Origin of the sequence: Nocardiopsis sp. NPDC006139, from assembly GCF_040614155.1 — a bacterium.
GTDB lineage: Bacteria > Actinomycetota > Actinomycetes > Streptosporangiales > Streptosporangiaceae > Nocardiopsis > Nocardiopsis changdeensis.
The window spans coordinates 109,695-126,481 of record NZ_JBEXTT010000004.1; the positions used below are offsets into that span (position 1 = coordinate 109,695).

General features: G+C 71.5%; 12 protein-coding genes. 6 read left to right on the forward strand and 6 right to left on the reverse strand.

Translation table 11 applies throughout. The annotated features are described in order from the left end of the window. The first annotated feature begins 357 nt into the window (after nucleotides 1-357). The 5 genes from ABZ249_RS06650 to ABZ249_RS06670 all read left to right on the forward strand — a co-directional run bounded on the left by ABZ249_RS06650 (nucleotide 358) and on the right by ABZ249_RS06670 (nucleotide 10,163). Entirely contained in the window at nucleotides 358-2,328 is a 1,971-nt protein-coding gene (locus ABZ249_RS06650; protein WP_355258214.1) for an alpha-1,4-glucan--maltose-1-phosphate maltosyltransferase, read from the forward strand. A 110-nt stretch (nucleotides 2,329-2,438) separates the two neighbouring features. After that, a complete protein-coding gene (treS, locus tag ABZ249_RS06655) occupies nucleotides 2,439-4,364 on the forward strand; it encodes a maltose alpha-D-glucosyltransferase (RefSeq protein WP_355258217.1) in 1,926 nt (641 codons plus the stop codon). Between the two features lie 2 nt (nucleotides 4,365-4,366). After that, nucleotides 4,367-5,749 carry a phosphotransferase gene (locus ABZ249_RS06660; protein WP_355258220.1) on the forward strand — a complete coding sequence of 461 codons (1,383 nt, stop codon included), beginning with the start codon at nucleotides 4,367-4,369 and terminating at the stop codon, nucleotides 5,747-5,749. A 588-nt stretch (nucleotides 5,750-6,337) separates the two neighbouring features. Then, a complete protein-coding gene (glgB, locus tag ABZ249_RS06665; RefSeq protein ID WP_355258744.1) occupies nucleotides 6,338-8,503 on the forward strand; it encodes a 1,4-alpha-glucan branching protein GlgB in 2,166 nt (721 codons plus the stop codon). Between the two features lie 250 nt (nucleotides 8,504-8,753). Continuing rightward, nucleotides 8,754-10,163 carry an APC family permease gene (locus ABZ249_RS06670; protein ID WP_355258223.1) on the forward strand — a complete coding sequence of 470 codons (1,410 nt, stop codon included), beginning with the start codon at nucleotides 8,754-8,756 and terminating at the stop codon, nucleotides 10,161-10,163. Nucleotides 10,164-10,314: 151 nt separating this feature from the next. On the opposite strand, the gene ABZ249_RS06675 is transcribed toward ABZ249_RS06670, so the two are convergent. The 6 genes from ABZ249_RS06675 to rpsB all read right to left on the reverse strand — a co-directional run bounded on the left by ABZ249_RS06675 (nucleotide 10,315) and on the right by rpsB (nucleotide 15,957). Beyond that, nucleotides 10,315-11,496: a pyridoxal phosphate-dependent aminotransferase gene (locus tag ABZ249_RS06675; RefSeq protein ID WP_355258225.1), complete on the reverse strand. Its 1,182-nt coding sequence runs from the start codon at nucleotides 11,494-11,496 to the stop codon at nucleotides 10,315-10,317. 97 nt (nucleotides 11,497-11,593) lie between these two features. Beyond that, complete coding sequence (locus ABZ249_RS06680) at nucleotides 11,594-12,544, reverse strand: phosphatidate cytidylyltransferase (RefSeq protein ID WP_220563079.1); 951 nt, start codon at nucleotides 12,542-12,544, stop codon at nucleotides 11,594-11,596. Between the two features lie 3 nt (nucleotides 12,545-12,547). Then, nucleotides 12,548-13,105 (reverse strand): ribosome recycling factor, encoded by a 558-nt coding sequence (frr, locus tag ABZ249_RS06685; protein ID WP_220563080.1) that lies wholly within the window; start codon nucleotides 13,103-13,105, stop codon nucleotides 12,548-12,550. 59 nt (nucleotides 13,106-13,164) lie between these two features. Beyond that, nucleotides 13,165-13,890 carry a UMP kinase gene (pyrH, locus tag ABZ249_RS06690; RefSeq protein WP_220565329.1) on the reverse strand — a complete coding sequence of 242 codons (726 nt, stop codon included), beginning with the start codon at nucleotides 13,888-13,890 and terminating at the stop codon, nucleotides 13,165-13,167. Nucleotides 13,891-14,074: 184 nt separating this feature from the next. Continuing rightward, nucleotides 14,075-14,911, reverse strand: coding sequence for a translation elongation factor Ts (gene tsf, locus ABZ249_RS06695; RefSeq protein WP_355258229.1), 837 nt, complete (start codon nucleotides 14,909-14,911; stop codon nucleotides 14,075-14,077). 122 nt (nucleotides 14,912-15,033) lie between these two features. Continuing rightward, entirely contained in the window at nucleotides 15,034-15,957 is a 924-nt protein-coding gene (gene rpsB / locus ABZ249_RS06700) for a 30S ribosomal protein S2 (RefSeq protein ID WP_355258232.1), read from the reverse strand. Between the two features lie 280 nt (nucleotides 15,958-16,237). Between rpsB and ABZ249_RS06705 the strand changes: the two genes are divergently transcribed. Further along, the gene (locus tag ABZ249_RS06705; protein WP_355258235.1) at nucleotides 16,238-16,729 is read left to right on the forward strand and encodes a M23 family metallopeptidase; all 492 of its coding nucleotides are present in this window, start codon (nucleotides 16,238-16,240) and stop codon (nucleotides 16,727-16,729) included. The last annotated feature ends 58 nt before the right edge of the window (nucleotides 16,730-16,787 follow it).

Here is a 16,787-nt window from a genome sequence, read left to right on the forward strand (position 1 = left end):
TTCCGACTTTTCACCACAGAGAACGGCAGAACAACCAGAGAGACCCCCGAAACACGTGTCTCTTTCTGACCGATTTGCGTAGTTTACGCAGGTGAAACCAGTCAAATACCAGCAGAAAGCCCTTACAGCCAGTGTGACGAGGATCACATAAATTATCCGGCCCTGGCACTCCGCCAAACCACACGAGAGGGCACACGATAGAGAGCGGAGGGCACCGAAGCCGCAATCCGGACAGAATCCGATCCGGGCCCTTCATTAACTCCGTCTTGCCTCGGATTAACTCTGGGTTATTTCTGCCCGACGTCGACCGAAGCGCCTCCCCGAAACGCCCGAACCACGACAATTACGGTGTAGCCAGTGATCGGACGCCTGCCCATCCTCGACATCTCTCCGGACAACGATCTCGGCCCGGTGAAAGCCGTTCCCGGTGAACGCTTCACCGTCGGCGCGACGGTCATCCGCGAAGGGCACGACTCCCTCGCCGCGGGTGTGGTCGTCTATTCGCCCAAGGGCCGCCGGGAACGCCTCGTGCGCATGAGCGAGCGCGCCCCCGGGACCGACCGCCACGAGGCGGAGATCTCCCTCCCCGCCGAGGGGAAGTGGTCCTTCGCCATCGAGGCCTGGAGCGACCCCTTCGCCACCTGGCACCACGTCGCCGAGGTCAAGCTCCCCCTGGACCAGGACACCGACCTGGTCCTGGAGGAGGGGGCCCGGCTGCTGTCCCGGGCCGCCCGCCGCGTTCCCCGCAAGCCCCCGCTCGCCCGGGCCGCGGCCGCCCTGCGCGACACCTCGCTGACCCCGGCCGAGCGCTACGCCGCCGCGGTCACCCCCGAGGTGCTCGAGCTCATGCACGACCACCCGCTGCGCGAGCTCGTCACCCGCTCGCAGCGCACCAGCGTGGTCGTGCACCGCGAGCGCGCCCTCTTCGGCTCCTGGTACGAGTTCTTCCCCCGGTCCGAGGGCGCCCAGGTGGACACCGCCCCCGGCCAGGAGGTCTCCGGCACCTTCGCCACCGCGGCCAAGCGGCTGCCGGCCATCGCCGACATGGGCTTCGACGTGGTGTACCTGCCGCCGATCCACCCCGTGGGGCACTCCCACCGCAAGGGCGCCAACAACGCCCTGACCGCCGGTCCGGGCGAGCCCGGGTCGGTATGGGCCATCGGCTCGGCCGACGGCGGGCACGACGCCGTCCACCCCGACCTGGGCACCCTCGCCGACTTCGACGCCTTCGTCTCCGAGGCGCGCGGACACGGCCTGGAGATCGCCCTGGACCTGGCCCTGCAGTGCTCCCCCGACCACCCGTGGGTCGCCGAGCACCCCGAGTGGTTCACCACCCGGGCCGACGGGTCCATCGCCTACGCCGAGAACCCGCCCAAGAAGTACCAGGACATCTACCCCCTGAACTTCGACAACGACTTCCCGGGGCTGTACCGGGAGATCCGCCGCGTCGTCCAGCACTGGATCGACCACGGGGTGCGCATCTTCCGGGTCGACAACCCGCACACCAAGCCGGTGGCGTTCTGGGAGAAGCTGCTGGCCGACGTGGCGAAGAAGCACCCGGACGTCCTGTTCCTGGCCGAGGCGTTCACCCGCCCCGCCATGATGCGGACCCTGGCCAAGGTCGGGTTCCACCAGTCGTACACCTACTTCACCTGGCGCAACGGCAAGGACGAGCTCACCGACTACCTCACCGAGCTGAGCCGGGAGACCGCCCACTACCTGCGGCCCAACTTCTTCGCCAACACCCCGGACATCCTCAACGCCTACCTCCAGGAGGGCGGCCGCCCCGCCTTCGAGATCCGCGCGGTCCTGGCCTCGCTGCTCTCGCCCACCTGGGGCGTCTACTCCGGCTACGAGCTGTGCGAGAACACCCCCGTGCGGCCCGGCAGCGAGGAGTACCTGGACTCGGAGAAGTACCAGTACCGGCCGCGCGACTGGGCCGGGGCCGAGGCCGAGGGACGGAGCATCTCCGGCCTCATCACCCGGCTCAACCGGCTGCGCCGCGCCCACCCCGCCCTGCGCGAGCTGCGCAACCTGCGGTTCCACCCGGTGGACCGGCCGGAGATCATCTGCTTCTCCAAGCGCCGCCCCGGCGAGCGCCCCGGCGACCCCGACGACCTGGTCGTCGCCGTCGTCAACCTCGACCCGCACCACGTCCGCGAGGCGACGGTGCACCTGGATCTGCCGTCCATCGGCCGCGCGTGGGAGGAGGAACTCAAGGTGACCGACGAGTTGACCGGCGCCGCCTACACGTGGGGGGCGGCGAACTACGTCCGGCTCGACCCCGAGCGGGGTCCCGCGCACGTGTTCACCGTCAACGGCAGATAGCGGCCCGCGGAGCATCCGGAGGGGCGCGGCGGACGGTGTCCGCCGGCGCCCTTCCCATGCCCGAGCAGCCGTTGATCCGATGTCGAACATTCATTGGTGGGGAGCAGTAGATGAGCAACGACGAGTCCGGACCGGGCCGCCCCGAACACCCCGCGCACGGTCCGCTCGCGCCGGCCACCGGGGCCGCCACCGGCCCGCTCATGTCCTCCGGCGGTACCGGTGACCCCTACTGGTACAAGCACGCCGTCTTCTACGAAGTACTCGCCCGGGGTTTCCACGACTCCAACGGCGACGGCACCGGCGACCTCGCCGGCCTGGTGCGGAAACTGGACTACCTCCAGTGGCTCGGCATCGACTGCATCTGGCTGCTGCCGATGTACGAGTCCCCCCTGCGCGACGGCGGCTACGACATCTCGGACTACTTCAAGATCCTCCCCGAGTTCGGCACCACCGCCGACTTCGTGGAGCTGCTCGACGAGGCGCACCGGCGCGGCATCCGCGTCATCACCGACCTGGTCATGAACCACACCAGCGACCAGCACCCGTGGTTCAAGGCCTCCCGGGAGGACCCCGAGGGCCCCTACGGCGACTTCTACGTGTGGTCCGACACCAAGGACCGCTACGAGGACGCCCGGATCATCTTCGTCGACACCGAGACGTCCAACTGGACCTACGACGAGGTCCGCGGCCAGTACTACTGGCACCGCTTCTTCTCCCACCAGCCCGACCTCAACTTCGAGAACCCGGCCGTCCAGGAGGCCATCCTGGAGGTCCTGCGCTACTGGCTGGACCTGGGCATCGACGGCTTCCGGCTGGACGCCGTGCCCTACCTGTACGAGCGCGAGGGCACCAACTGCGAGAACCTCAAGGAGACGCACGAGTTCCTCAAGCGCGTGCGCGCGGAGGTGGACCGGCTCTACCCCGGCCGGGTCCTGCTGAGCGAGGCCAACCAGTGGCCCTCCGAGGTCGTGGACTACTTCGGCGACCACGCCGCCGGCGGCGACGAGTGCCACATGAACTTCCACTTCCCGCTGATGCCGCGCATGTTCATGGCGGTGCGGCGGGAGCAGAGGTACCCGATCTCGGAGATCCTCGCCCAGACCCCGGAGATCCCGGCCAACTGCCAGTGGGCGATCTTCCTGCGCAACCACGACGAGCTGACCCTGGAGATGGTCACCGACGAGGAGCGCGACTACATGTACGCCGAGTACGCCAAGGAACCCCGCATGCGCGCCAACGTGGGGATCCGGCGGCGGCTCGCCCCCCTGTTGGACAACGACCGCAACCAGATCGAGCTGTTCACCGCCCTGCTGCTGTCCCTGCCCGGCTCCCCGGTGCTGTACTACGGCGACGAGATCGGCATGGGCGACAACATCTGGCTGGGCGACCGCGACGCCGTGCGCACCCCCATGCAGTGGAGCTCCGACCGCAACGCCGGGTTCTCCACCGGGGACCCCGGGCGCCTGTACCTTCCGCTCATCCTCGACCCGGTGTACGGCTACCAGGCGGTCAACGTCGAGTCCCAGCGCGCCAACCCCGGCTCGCTGCTCAACTGGACGCGGCAGATGATCCAGATCCGCAAGCGGCACCCCGTGTTCGGCACCGGGGCGTTCACCGAGCTCGACGCCAGCAACCCCAGCGTGTTCGCGTTCATCCGCGAGCACGGCGACGACCGCATGCTGTGCGTCAACAACCTGTCCAAGCACCCGCAGCCGGTGGAGCTGGACCTGTCCGGCTACCTCGGGGTGAACCCGGTGGAGTGCGTGGGCGGGACGCGCTTCCCGCGGATCGGCGAGCTGCCGTACCTGCTCACCCTGCCCGGACACGGCTTCTACTGGTTCCAGCTGCCCCCCGCCGCGGACACCGGCCCCGGTCCCGTCGTCGGCGAGGAGGACACCGCACCGACCTACGGCCTGCCCGCGGCCGGGGTCAGTGCCCGGACCGCGCTGGGCGGGCACTCCCCCCGCACCCGCGGCGGCCACCGCACCACGGTCACCATGCCGTCCTCCGACGAGAAGGGGAACAGGCCCGACTGATCATGTCCCAACTCGAAGAGCTCCTCGCCGTCTGGATGCCCCGTCAGCGCTGGTTCTCCGGCAAGGGGATCCCCATCCGCAACATCCGGGTCGAAAGCCGGCACACCCTGGTGTCCGCCGGCCCCGAGGGCCCCGACCTCAACCTGCTCGTCGTCCGCGCCGGGCAGCGCGGCCGCAGCTCCCGCTACCAGGTACTGCTCGGCTCCCGGTCGTCTCGCTCCCTGCCCGCGGAGCTGGCGGGCGCCGCCATCGGCGTCCACCAGGCCCCGGGCGGGAGGTCGCGGGTCGTCTACGACGCGGCCAACGACGCCCAGCTGACCGCCATGCTGCTGGAACGCTTCGCGGCCCCCTCGGCGGCCGGGCACGTCCGGTTCCGCACCCTGCCCGGCGAGCGCATCCGCACCGGTACCTCGGGGCGGGTGCTGACCGGGGAGCAGTCCAACACGTCGCTGGTGTTCGGAGAGGACTACGTCCTCAAGACGTTCCGGCGGGTGTGGCCCGGGCCCAACCCGGACCTGGAGCTCAACCGGGCGCTGTACGGCTCGCCGTACGTGGCCCGGCCGTGCGGGTGGATCGAGGCGGACCTGCCCGGGTACGCCGAGCCCACCACCCTGGCGATGCTCCAGGACTACATCCCCGGGGCCACGGACGGCTGGGTGCTGGCCACCGCCGACGCCGAGGCGCTGACCCGGGGCGCCGACCGCGCGGCGCGGACCTCGTTCACCGGGGATGCCGCCCTGCTCGGGCGCACCACGGCGGAGGTGCACCGCGCCCTGGCCCGCACCCTGCCCACGGACGTGCTGTCGGTGACGGCCGTGGCGGAGCTGGCCGACGCCATGGTGGAGCGGCTGGCCATGGCCAGCGCCGAGGTGCCGGAACTGGCCGAGCACGCACCCCTGGTGATGGAGGCCTACGCCGAGTTCGCCCGGGTGGACGAGCCGCTGCCGATCCAGCGCATCCACGGCGACTACCACCTGGGCCAGGTCATCCGCACCGGGACCGGGGGGTGGGTGCTGCTCGACTTCGAGGGCGAGCCCACCGTCTCCGTCGCCGAGCGCCGGCAGCTCGCCAGCCCGCTGCGGGACGTGGCCGGGATGCTCCGCTCCTTCGACTACGCCGCCGGGTACCTGCTGGTCGACCACCCCGGCGACGAGGGGCTGGAGTGGTCGGCGCGGTCCTGGGCGCGGGCCAACCGCGAGGCGTTCTGCCGCGGCTACGCCGACGGCGGCGGCGCCGACCCGGAGAAGCACCTGGTCGTGCTGCGGGCCTTCGAGTTCGACAAGGCCGTGTACGAGGTGCTGTACGAGGCCCGCAACCGGCCGCACTGGCTGCGGGTACCGCTGGAGTCCATCGCCGCCGCGGCGGCCCCGCCGGTGCCCCGCTGAACAGCGGCCCGCCCCCGGGCGGGCCGCCTCCGCTCCCCCGCCCCTCCCCGTTTCCTGTCCACCGTTCCTGTCCACGAGCACCACGGAGCAGCATTGTCCTCGCCACGCAGCGAACAGCGTCAGCGCGCGACCACCGATGAGGAGACCGCGAAGAAGACCGGGAGCAAGGCCGCCGGCGCGAAGAAGAAGACCGCGGGCAAGCCGGCGGCGGCTAAGGCCGCCACCGCGAAAACGACCGCCGCCAAGACCACGGCGGGCAAGACGACGGCCGCCAAGAGCACCGCCGCCAAGGCCGCCGCGGGCAAGACCGCCGCCGGGTCGGCGGCGGCGAAGAAGCCCGCCGCCGCGCGAACGGCCGCGGGCAAGACGACGGCGGGCAAGACGGCCGCCGCCAAGGCGACCGCGGGCAAGACGGCCGCGGCGAAGAAGCCCGCGGGCCGGGCCACCGCCGCGAAGGAGCCCGCGACCAGGGCCGCCTCCGCGAAGAAGACGGCGCCCGCCACCAAGGGCCGCGCCAAGGCCGCCCCGGCGGGGAGGGCGCCCGCGCGCACCGCCCCGGCCCGCGCGGCCTCCGGGCCCGAGCAGGAGCTGCTCGCCGCCGTCGACCGCCTGGTCGACGGCCACCACCACGACCCGCACTCCGTCCTGGGCGTACACCCCCAGGGGCGGTCCACCGTGGTACGGGTGCTGCGGCCCCACGCCACCGAGGTCCACCTGGAGCTGCGCGACGGCGAGCGGGTGCGGGCCGAGCACCTGCACCGGGGCGTGTTCACCGCCAAGGTGCCCGGCACGAGGCTCGGCGACCCCGCCGACTACCGGGTCACCGCCCGCTACGAGGACGGCGCCGAGCACACGGCCGCCGACCCCTACCGGTTCACGCCCGTCCTGGGCGACCTGGACCTGCACCTCATCGGCGAGGGCAGGCACGAGGAGCTGTGGCGGGCGCTGGGGGCGCACACCCGCACCCTGGAGACCGAAGCGGGCGAGGTGTCCGGCACCTCCTTCACCGTGTGGGCGCCCAACGCCCGCGGGGTGCGCCTGATCGGCGACTTCAACCTGTGGAACGGCGTCGGCCACCCCATGCGCAGCCTGGGCGGCACCGGCGTGTGGGAGCTGTTCGTGCCCGGCGTGGGCGACGGGGCGCTGTACAAGTTCCAGGTGCTGGGCGCCGACGGGCACTGGCGGGACAAGGCCGACCCGATGGCGCGGGCCACCCAGATGCCGCCGCAGACCGCGTCGGTGGTGACGACGTCGGGCCACGTGTGGACCGACCAGGAGTGGATGGCCGAGCGCAAGGGTGTGGAGCCGCACCGGGCGCCGATGAGCGTGTACGAGGTGCACCTGGGGTCGTGGCGGCCCGGCCTGTCGTACACCGAGCTGGCCGACCAGCTCGTCGGGTACGTCACCGAGATGGGGTTCACCCATGTGGAGCTCCTGCCGGTGGCCGGGCACCCCTACGACGGCTCCTGGGGCTACCAGGTCACGTCGTACTACGCGCCCACGCCCCGGTTCGGCACGCCCGACGAGTTCCGGCACCTGGTGGACTCGCTGCACCGGGCCGGGATCGGGGTCCTGCTGGACTGGGTGCCCGCGCACTTCCCCAGGGACGAGTGGGCGCTGGCCCGGTTCGACGGCACCGCGCTGTACGAGCACCCCGACCCGCGCCGGGGCGAGCACCCCGACTGGGGGACGCTCATCTTCAACTACGGGCGCACCGAGGTGCGCAACTTCCTCGTGGCCAACGCCCTGTACTGGCTGGAGGAGTTCCACATCGACGGGCTGCGGGTGGACGCGGTGGCGTCCATGCTGTACCTGGACTACTCGCGCGAGGACGGCGGGTGGGAGCCCAACGCCTTCGGCGGCCGGGAGAACCTGGAGGCGATCGACTTCCTCAAGGAGCTCAACACGGTCGTCTACCGGCGCAACCCGCACGCGGTGATGATCGCCGAGGAGTCCACCGCCTACCCGGGGGTGACCCTGCCGGTGGACCACGGGGGGCTCGGGTTCGGGCTCAAGTGGAACATGGGGTGGATGCACGACACCCTCCAGTACCTCTCCAAGGAGCCGGTCCACCGCAAGTACCACCACGACGAGGTCACCTTCGCGATGGTGTACGCCTACAGCGAGAACTACGTGCTGCCGCTGTCGCACGACGAGGTGGTGCACGGCAAGGGGTCGCTGTTCAACCGGCCGCCGGGCGACGAGTGGCAGCGGGCGGCGAACCTGCGGGCGCTGCTGGCGTTCATGTGGTCCCACCCGGGCAAGCAGCTGCTGTTCATGGGCGGGGAGATCGCCCAGGGCGACGAGTGGTCGCACCTGGACGGGGTGCCCTGGTGGTTGCTGCAGTACGACCACCACGCGGGGGCGCAGCGGCTGGTCAAGGCGCTCAACGACCTGTACCGGCCGCGTCCGGCGCTGTGGTCGCTGGACACCGACCCGGCCGGGTTCCAGTGGCTGGACGGCGGCGACCGCGACGGCAACACGCTGTCGTACCTGCGGCGGGGCGAGGACGGCTCGGCCCTGGTGTGCGCGGTGAACTTCTCGCCGGTGCCGCGCCCCGACTGGCGGATCGGCCTGCCCTGGGAGGGCCGCTGGGACGCGGTGCTCAACACCGACGAGGCCCGGTTCGGGGGCTCGGAGTACCCGGCCCCCGCACACGTGGAGGCCCAGGTCCAGGAGTGGCACGGCCAGCCGTACTCGGCTCCGGTGACCCTGCCGCCGCTGGGCGCGGTCTGGTTCGAGCACCGGCCCTGAGCCCGACGAGCGCGGGAGCGGCCCCGGTCCGGTCGGACCGGGGCCGTTCCCGTGGAAACGTCATCGCGGCGTCATCCGGTGTCACGCCGATGACACCGCAGGTCACACGGACTTCATGACCCTCCGTGGGGATCCGGTGCGCCAGGGGGGATGAAACCCGTCCGGAATTCGTCCGGAACGGCCCTTTACCTCCGCGGGTCCGCGTGCTGGGGTGGCCTGCACCACAGTCACGAACGATGGGACACCCCCTATGTCCGACACCTCCCAGAGTTTCGCGAAAGTCCTCGGCCGGGGCGACGTCCTCGCCCTCGGCTTCGGCGCCATGATCGGCTTCGGCTGGATCGTGCTGGTCGGCGACTTCATCGGCGCGGCCGGCCCCGGCGGTGCCGCCGCCGCCTTCGTCATCGGCGGGGTGATCATGGCCTTCGTCGGCCTCACCTACGCCGAACTCGTCTCGGCGATGCCGCACGCCGGGGGCGAGCACCACTACGCCATGCGGGCCGTCGGCCCCCACGGGGCGTTCGTCGCCTCCTGGGCGATGGTGCTCGGCTACGTGTCGGTGGTCGCGTTCGAGGCGGTCGCCGTCCCCCAGACGCTCGTCTACCTCTTCCCCGACATGGCGGCCGGGCACCTGTGGACCGTCGCCGGGTACGACGTGTACGCGAGCCTGGTCGCGACCGGCGTGGTGGCCGCGGCGGTGATGACCTTCGTCAACTACGTCGGGATCAAGCCCGCCGCCGTGTTCCAGACCGTCGCCGTGCTGTTCCTGGTGTGCGTCGGCGCCGTCATGCTCACCGGCTCGTTCGCGGGCGGCTCGGCGGCGAACATGGAGCCCCTGTTCACCGGCGGCGTGCCGGGGGTCTTCGTGGTCCTGGTGGCGGTGCCGTTCCTGTTCGTCGGGTTCGACGTGATCCCGCAGTCGGCGTCCGAGGTCAGGATCCCCCACCGGCTGGTGGGGGCGCTGCTGGTGGTCTCGGTCCTGTGCGCGACCGCCTGGTACGTGATGGTCATGCTCACCGCGGGGGCGGGCCTGCCCGCGGCGGACCTGGCGGCCTCGGAGCTGGCCTCGGCGGACGCGGTGGCCGCCCTGTGGAACAGCCCGGTGATGGGCGACGTGCTGGTCCTGGGCGGCATCGCCGGTCTGCTGACCAGCTGGAACGCCTTCCTCATCGGCGGCAGCCGCCTGGTCTACGCGATGGCGGCGTCGCGGATGCTCCCGGCGTGGTTCGGCCGCCTGCACCCGCGGTACCGCACCCCGGCCAACGCCGTCCTGTTCATCGGCGCGCTGTCGGCCGCGGCGCCGTTCTTCGGCCGCCCCATGCTGGTGTGGCTGACCAACGCGGGCGGGATCAACATCGTGCTCGCGTACCTGGTGGTGGTGGTGAGCTTCCTGGTGCTGCGCCGCCGCGAACCAGCCATGGAACGGCCGTTCCGCACCCCGGCCGGCCCGGCGGTGGGGTGGATCGCCCTGGTGCTGTCGCTCGGCCTGTTCTCGCTGTACCTGCCGGGCATGCCCGCCGCCCTGGGCTGGCCCCAGGAGTGGCCGATGGTGCTGGCCTGGTGGGCCGCCGGGGCGCTGCTGCTGTGGCGGCTCCCCCGCGTCCCCCCGGGGCCGGACGCCGAGCGGCGCCTCATCGCCCTCATGGACGCCCGCCGCTGAACGGGGCCGGTGGCCCCGCGGGGCCACCGGCCCGCCCGGGCGGTGCGGTCCCCCGACGAAAAGCCCGGCCGCGGACGCCCCGGCGCGGGAAGGAGGCGGTGGCCACCTCCGGGGCCGCGTTCGGCGGCGCGCCGCACGGCGGGCCCCGTCGTCAGGACGCGCGGTGGTGCCAGGCGGTGAGGCGGGCGACCGCCTCGTCCAGGACCTCGTCGCGCTTGCAGAAGGCGAAGCGCAGCAGGTGTTCGCCCTCCTTCTCGCGGTCGTAGAACACCTGGGCGGGGACCGCCGCCACCCCGGCCTCCCGGGGCAGGGCGCGGGCGATGTCCACCCCGCTCGTGTACCCCAGCGGGCGGATGTCGGCCATCACGAAGTAGGTGCCCTCGGACACGCCCACCTCGAACCCGGTCTCCGCCAGCCCCGCCGCCAGCCGGTCCCGCTTGCCCTGGAGCGCGGCGCGCTGGGCGGCGACCCACTCGCCCTCGTTGTCGATGGCGTCGGCGATCGCGAGCTGGAGCGCCCCGTTGGCGCTGAACGTCAGGAACTGGTTGACCGTGCGCACCGCCGTCACCAGCGGCTCGGGGCCCATGACCCAGCCGGTCTTCCACCCGGTGACCGCGAACATCTTGCCCACCGAGGACACCGACACGGTGCGCTCGCGCATCCCCGGCAGCGTCGCCAGCGGCACGTGCGGCCTGCCGTCGAAGGTCAGGAACTCGTACACCTCGTCGGTGAACGCGATGAGGTCGTGCTCGCGGCACACCGCCGCGATCTCCTCCAGCTCCTGCGCGGTGAACACCGTCCCCGTGGGGTTGTGCGGGCTGTTGACCAGCACCATCCGCGTCCGGGGGCCCACCGCGGCGCGCAGCTCGTCCGGGTCGAAGACGAACCGGCCGGTCGCCGGGTCCGGGCGCAGGGTGACCGGGCGGCGGACGCCGCCGGCCAGCGTGACCATCGCGGCGTAGGAGTCGTACATCGGCTCGAACACGATGACCTCGTCGCCCTGCTCGACCAGGGCCAGCAGGGCCGCGGCGATGCCCGCCGTCGCCCCCACCGTGATGTACACCTCGGTGTCCGGGTCCAGGTCGATGCCGTAATGGCGCGACCGGTAGCGGCTGACCGCCCGACGCAGCTCCGGCCGCCCCGGGCCCGGCGGGTACTGGTTGACGCCCTCCAGGATGTTGCGGGAGGCGGCCTCCAGCAGTGAGCGGGGCCCGTCGGTGTCGGGGAATCCCTGGCCCAGGTTGACCGACCCGGTCTCCGTGGCCAGTCGCGTCATCTCGGCGAAGATCGTCTCGCCGTACACGCGCATTCGTTCGATCAGCGGATTGTCCACGTCCCGAGCGTATCCCCCGGACCGCGGCCGCGCCCATCCGGGCGCACGCGTGGGGCGGGACCCCTCGGGTCCCGCCCCACGCGTGCGTCTCGGTCCCTCACAGGAGCAGGCTGAGCACGATCCACACCACCGGCCCCGCGATGAGCAGGGAGTCCAGCCGGTCCATCAGGCCGCCGTGGCCCGGCATGAACCGGCCCATGTCCTTGATCCCCAGGTCGCGTTTGAACAGCGACTCGATGAGGTCGCCGACCGTCGCGGCCAGGACGACCGCCAGCCCCAGGACCACGCCGACCCACCAGGGGCCGTCGAGCATCAGCACCACGCACAGGGCCCCGGCCAGGGCGCAGCCGAGCACGGAGCCGCCGAAGCCCTCCCAGGTCTTGTTCGGGCTGATCACCGGCGCCATCTTGTGCCGGCCCAGCAGGATCCCGGCGAAGTAGCCGCCGATGTCGCTGGAGATCGTCACCACGATGAACGTCACCAGGCGCTGCTGGCCGTCCTCGGGGTGGGCGATCAGCAGCAGCCACGTCCCCAGCAGGAAGGGGAGGTAGACCAGGGTGAACATGCTCGCCGACGTGTCGGCGACGAACCCGTCCGCCCCGCCCCGCAACCGCCACACCAGGGCGGCGATCGCGGTCAGGGCGGTGGCGCCCAGCAGCCACTCGGGGCCGCCGAAGTAGGCGGCCACCTGCATGGCGACGCCGCCGGCGGCCAGGGGGACCACCGCGACGTCCATCCCCTTGCTGGCGAACGCCCGGTTGAGCTCGCGCATGCCGATCAGCACCCCCGCGGAGGTGATGATCGTGAACAGCGCGGGCCAGGGGAAGATCGAGAAGAAGACCAGTGCGCCCAGGAGGCAGCCGCTGGCGATGGCCACCGGGAGGTTGCGGCCCGTCTTGACCGGCTCACCTCCCGGCTTGTGCAGCACGAAGCGCTGACCGGCGGCCCTGTCGGCCCCGGCGTCGCCGGGGCCGACCTGCTGATCGTCGTCGGGTCTGTGCTCCGGCGAGTGGTCATCGCCTCCGGAGCCGCTGGAAGGAGTCGTCACCGGCTAGACCTCAAGGAGTTCCGATTCCTTGTGCTTGAGGAGCTCGTCGACGGAGGCGACGTACTTGTGGGACAGCTCGTCCAGCTCCGCCTGCGCACGGTGGGCCTCGTCCTCGCCGACCTCGCCCGCCTTGACGGCCTTCTCGAAGGCGTCCTTGGCGCGGCGGCGGACGTTGCGGATCGAGATCTTGGCGTCCTCGCCCTTGGTGCGCGCGACCTTCACGTACTCCTTGCGGCGCTCCTCGGACAGGTCCGGGAAGACGACCCGGATGACCTGGCCGTCGTCGGACGGGTTGACGCCCAGGTCGCTGTTGCGGATGGCGTTGATGATCGAGGTCCGGGAGTTGACGTCGAACGGTGAGATGACCACCATGCGCGGCTCGGGGACCGAGAAGGACGCGAGCTGGTTGATCGGCGTCGGCGCGCCGTAGTAGTCCACGGTGATCTTGTTGAACGTCGCCGGCGTGGGACGCCCGGTGCGGATCGCCGCGAAGTCCTCCTTCGCGACGATGACGGCCTTCTCCATCTTCTCCTCGGCTTCGAGGAGGGTCTCTTCGATCATGGGGCGCTCCCGGTTCTCGGCTGTGGTGTGCGTGGCTTGAGGGTGTCGCCGCGGCCGCCTCAGGCGGGGGTCGGCCCGACGATGGTGCCGATCTTCTCACCGCGGACGGCGCGCAGGATGTTGCCCTGGCTCATCAGGTCGAAGACGACGATGGGCAGCCCGTTGTCCATGCACAGGCTGACGGCGGTGGCGTCCATGACCTTGAGGCCGCGGGTGAGGACCTCGTTGTAGTTGAGCTTGTCGAACTTGACCGCGTCCGGGTTGCTCCGGGGGTCGGAGTCGTAGACCCCGTCGACCTGGGTGCCCTTGAGGACGGCCTGGGCGCCGATCTCCAGGGCGCGCTGGGCCGCGGTCGTGTCGGTGGAGAAGAACGGGGCGCCCAGGCCGGCGCCGAAGATGACCACACGGCCCTTCTCCAGGTGGCGCACGGCGCGGCGGGGGATGTACGCCTCGGCGACCTGGCTCATGTGGATGGCGGTCTGGACGCGGGTGTCCACGCCCAGGCGCTCCAGGAAGTCCTGGAGGGCGAGGCAGTTGATGACGGTGCCGAGCATGCCCATGTAGTCGGCGCGGCCGCGCTCGATGCCGCCCTCGGTGAGCTGGGCGCCGCGGAACATATTGCCGCCGCCCACCACGACCGCGACCTGGATGCCCTCGGACACGGCCTCGGCGATGGACTCGGCGACGTACTGGACGACCTCCGGGTCGATGCCCAGGCCGCCCCCGCCGGCGAAGGCCTCGCCGGAGAGCTTGAGCATCACGCGCTTCCAGCCTGCGTCGTGCATGGCGGGTTCGGTGTTCGTCGCTGCGTTCACGGCCTGTGGCCTCCCTTGTCGTCCCCGAGCGGCACAGGGTCCCCCGAGTGCTCCTGCTGCGGGCGGTGGGGGTCGTCATGCCCTCCGAAACCGCCCATATCCACCGAAGGTGCCGGGGAGAGCGTTCTCCCCGGCACCTCCATCATGTCAAAACCTAGGCCTGGCCGACCTTGAAGCGGGCGAAGCGCTTGACCGTGACGCCGGCGGCGTCGACGACCTGCTGGACCGTCTTCTTGTTCTCCTTGACGAACGGCTGGCCGAGCAGCGTCACGTCCTTGAAGAAGCCGTTGAGGCGGCCCTCGACGATCTTGGGGATCGCCTGCTCGGGCTTGCCCTCCTCGCGGGTGGTCTGCTCGGCGATGCGGCGCTCGTTCTCGACGACCTCGGCGGGCACCTCGTCCTTGGAGACGTACTGCGGGGCCATCGCGGCGATCTGCTGCGCGAGGTCCTTGCCGACCTCCTCGTCCGCCTTGTCCAGCTCGACCAGGACGCCCATGGTCGGGGGCAGGTCCGGGTCGGACTTGTGCAGGTAGGCGGAGACGTAGGCGCCGTCGAACTTGGCGAAGCGGCGGAACTCCAGCTTCTCGCCGATGATCGCGCTCTTCTCCTCGATGTAGCCCTGGAGGGTCTTCCCGGGCTCGATCTCGGCGGCGGCGACGGTGGCGAGGTCGTCGCTGTCCTGGGCGGCGACGAAGTCGGCGACCTGGTCGGCCAGCTCGATGAACTGGGCGTTCTTGGCGACGAAGTCGGTCTCGCAGTTGAGCTCGATGAGGGTGGCCTTGCCCTCGCCCTGCTGGCGGAGGACGACCGTGCCCTGGGCGGCGGTGCGGCCCGCGCGCTTGTCGACGGACTTGGCGCCCTTGATGCGCAGGGCCTCGACGGCCTTGTCGAAGTCGCCGTCGGCCTCGGTCAGGGCCTTCTTGCAGTCCATCATGCCCGCGCCGGTCATGTCGCGCAGCTTCTTGACGTCCGCGGCGGTGAAGTTCGCCATGACTGTTGGATTCCCTTGGAAGTGAAGTCTGTACGGAAGGTGAGCGGTCCGTACACCCCGCGTGCCGCCCCGCTCGAAGGCGGAGCGGCACCGGGGTGTCGTGGGTCCCGGGGGACCGACTGCTACTCGGCGGCCGGGGTGTCCTGGGCCGGGGTCTCCTCGGCCGGAGCCTCGTCGACGGTGGCGGCCTCGGACTCGGCGACGGCCTCGGCGGCGGGCTCGGGGGTCTGGACCGGGACCTCGGAGGCGTCCTGGCCGGCCCCGACGGAGTCGGCGGTCTCGCCCTTGCCCTCGAGGATCTCGCGCTCCCACTCGGCCAGGGGCTCCTCGGCGGCCTTCTGCTCACCGGCGCCGGAGCGGGTCAGCAGACCGTCGGCCACGGCGTCGGCGATCACGCGGGTCAGCAGGCTGACACTGCGGATGGCGTCGTCGTTACCCGGGATCGGGTAGTCGACCTCGTCCGGGTCGCAGTTGGTGTCGAGGATCGCGACGACCGGGATGTTGAGCTTCCGGGCCTCGCTGATCGCGATGTGCTCCTTCTTGGTGTCCACGATCCACACGGCGCTGGGCACGCGGGACATGTCGCGGATACCGCCGAGGGTGCGCTCGAGCTTCTCCTTCTCGCGGCGGAGGTTGAGGAGCTCCTTCTTGGTGAGCGAGGAGCCGGCGACGTCGTCGAAGTCGATCTCCTCCAGCTCCTTCAGGCGCTGCAGCCGCTTGTGGACGGTGGAGAAGTTGGTGAGCATGCCGCCCAGCCAGCGCTGGTTGACGAACGGCATGCCGACGCGGCGGGCCTGCTCGTCGATGGCCTCCTGCGCCTGCTTCTTGGTGCCGACGAACAGGACGGTGCCGCCGTGGGCGACCGTCTGCTTGACGAACTCGTAGGCGCGGTCGATGTGCGCCAGCGACTTCTGGAGGTCGATGATGTAGATGCCGTTGCGCTCCGTGAGGATGAAGCGCTTCATCTTCGGGTTCCAGCGACGGGTCTGGTGCCCGAAGTGGACGCCGCTCTCCAGGAGCTGGCGGGTCGTCACGACTGTGGCCATGACAGGTCCTCCTAGTGGTGGCGGGGATAGGGCTCCCCGCCTTCGGTTGTTCCTGACGCCCCGGCCGTACCGCCACTCCGCCGAGGCGGTGTGGACCGTGGGTACGACCCCTCCGGAGGGAGGCTGGTGGACGTGCGTAGTGTGTTCGGCCCGGTGGGCCACAGATGATTCTATCCTCCGCGGGGAACGGGCCGGACCTGCGCGGGGGGCGGCCCCCGCGGTCGTCCACAGGCCGGCGGAAAAGCCCGCCCGCCGGGCCCGCGGCGGCGAACCTGGATGCATGCGGAACCTCGTGCCCCTCCTCCTGCCCGTCCTCCTCCTGCTGGCCTGCCTCCTGCCCGCTCCCCCGGCGGCCGCCGGCGCCGACTGGCGGTGGCCGCTGGACCCGGCGCCGCGGGTGCTGCGGCCCTTCGACCCGCCCGAGCGCCCCTGGCTGCCCGGTCACCGCGGAGCCGACCTGGCCGCAGAGCCCGGCCAGGAGGTCCTCGCGGCCGGCCCCGGCCGCGTCCACTTCGCCGGCACGGTCGCGGGCACGCCCGTGGTGTCGGTCTCCCACGGCGGCCTGCGCACCACCTACCTGCCGGTGGAGACCGGCCTGGCCCGCGGCGACCCGGTGACCGCCGGGCAGGTCATCGGCACCGTCGCCGCCGCGCCGCGGCACTGTCCGCAGCGCGCCTGCCTCCACTGGGGCCTGCTCCGGGGCCGGGACTACCTCGACCCGCTCTCCCTGCTGGGCCCCGTCCCCGTCCGCCTCCTCCCCCGTACCCCCTGACCCGCCGCCCGACCGACCGCCGGCGAACCGCGCCCACCCGCGCGAGCAGCCGGGTACC

What these genes read in the sequence shown, in the direction of transcription:
- rpsB (WP_355258232.1), bottom strand. Translation starts at nt 15,957, where the DNA reads ATGGCCACAGTCGTGACGACCCGCCAGCTCCTGGAGAGCGGCGTCCAC.
- ABZ249_RS06705 (WP_355258235.1), top strand. Translation starts at nt 16,238, where the DNA reads ATGCGGAACCTCGTGCCCCTCCTCCTGCCCGTCCTCCTCCTGCTGGCC.
- ABZ249_RS06660 (WP_355258220.1), top strand. Translation starts at nt 4,367, where the DNA reads ATGTCCCAACTCGAAGAGCTCCTCGCCGTCTGGATGCCCCGTCAGCGC.
- frr (WP_220563080.1), bottom strand. Translation starts at nt 13,105, where the DNA reads ATGATCGAAGAGACCCTCCTCGAAGCCGAGGAGAAGATGGAGAAGGCC.
- tsf (WP_355258229.1), bottom strand. Translation starts at nt 14,911, where the DNA reads ATGGCGAACTTCACCGCCGCGGACGTCAAGAAGCTGCGCGACATGACC.
- ABZ249_RS06670 (WP_355258223.1), top strand. Translation starts at nt 8,754, where the DNA reads ATGTCCGACACCTCCCAGAGTTTCGCGAAAGTCCTCGGCCGGGGCGAC.
- treS (WP_355258217.1), top strand. Translation starts at nt 2,439, where the DNA reads ATGAGCAACGACGAGTCCGGACCGGGCCGCCCCGAACACCCCGCGCAC.
- pyrH (WP_220565329.1), bottom strand. Translation starts at nt 13,890, where the DNA reads ATGCACGACGCAGGCTGGAAGCGCGTGATGCTCAAGCTCTCCGGCGAG.